Raw genomic sequence first — 1,105 nt, 5'->3', positions numbered from 1 at the left:
AACGAGATTCCAAAATTTAGCTGAGTCAATCACTGAATTGCGCGATAGCCAGCGTCACAGCGAAACAAGAACCGAAAATTTAGCTGACTCAATCACTGAATTGCGCGATAACCAGCGCGATTTACAACAACAACAGCGTCACAGCGACACGAGATTCCAAAATGTAGTAGAGTCAATAGCTCAGTTGCGCGATAGCCAGCTTGAGGTACAACAAGAACACTTACAAGTGCTGCGTATAGTCGCGCAACAGCAAAATGAAATTGTCAGGACAAACAATGATATTGTCAGGATAAACAATGAAATTGCGGGGTTACGAACTGAGAGTCTTCGCATTCTAGAACATTTGTTTGGCTCCCAACAAGATGGGTGACTTTGTTGATTTACCCGAAAAAAAGCTATGATTTTAATTGCTTAGGTTCTTTGAGGAAAAACCATAGTAGAGTAAAATTTATGACTCAATCATCAGATAGCAATCGGCTCGACCGCATTGAAGCAATAGTTGAAGATTTAGTAGAGTCAATCACTGAATTGCGCGATAGCCAGCGTCACAGCGAAACAAGAACCGAAAATTTATCTGAGTCAATAGCTGAATTGCGCGATAACCAGCGCGATTTACAACAACAACAGCGTCACAGCGACACGAGATTCCAAAATGTAGTAGAGTCAATAGCTCAGTTGCGCGATAGCCAGCTTGAGGTACAACAAGAACACTTACAAGTGCTGCGTATAGTCGCGCAACAGCAAAATGAAGTTGTCAGGATAAACAATGAAATTGCGGGTCTACGAACTGAGAGTCTTCGCATTCTAGAACATTTGTTTGGCTCTCAACAAGGTGGGTAAATCCCACCCCCAGCCCCTCCCTGTGGACGAGGAGGGGAGTAAGATAGTAGAAGCAGATAACTGGGCTAGTTTGTGCTGAGAGCTTTTAGCTTGGTAATGAGGGGTGAGAGGTGAGATAAGATTTTAAAATTGAATTAATCTTTATTGACACTCCCCAGCCCTAAAGGGACGGGGATTCTTGCTTAAACGAGCAATCTTGCTTAAACGCTGTTTCCAGATTTAAGTAGAGGATCATCTCTCCACAAGCGTTAATTTCGGTATGCCC

The 1,105-nt window shown here is 43.1% G+C and carries 2 protein-coding genes; both read left to right on the top strand.

The features are described 5' to 3' along the window. Nucleotides 1-370: hypothetical protein (locus LAY57_RS33465; RefSeq protein ID WP_249071511.1), on the top strand; the 370-nt coding region annotated here is incomplete at its 5' end. A gap of 80 nt (nucleotides 371-450) precedes the next feature. Then, nucleotides 451-840, top strand: a complete 390-nt coding sequence (locus tag LAY57_RS33460; RefSeq protein ID WP_249071510.1) for a hypothetical protein — start codon at nucleotides 451-453, stop codon at nucleotides 838-840. Nucleotides 841-1,105 lie beyond the last annotated feature (265 nt).

This window comes from Argonema antarcticum A004/B2 (assembly GCF_023333585.1).
In the GTDB taxonomy this organism is placed as follows: Bacteria; Cyanobacteriota; Cyanobacteriia; order Cyanobacteriales; family Aerosakkonemataceae; genus Argonema; species Argonema antarcticum.
Note: the sequence above shows the minus strand (reverse complement) of the source record. Positions and strands in the feature narration are given on the sequence as shown.

Excerpts from the sequence above, each read along its gene's own strand:
- LAY57_RS33460 (WP_249071510.1), top strand. The coding sequence starts at position 451 with ATGACTCAATCATCAGATAGCAATCGGCTCGACCGCATTGAAGCAATA.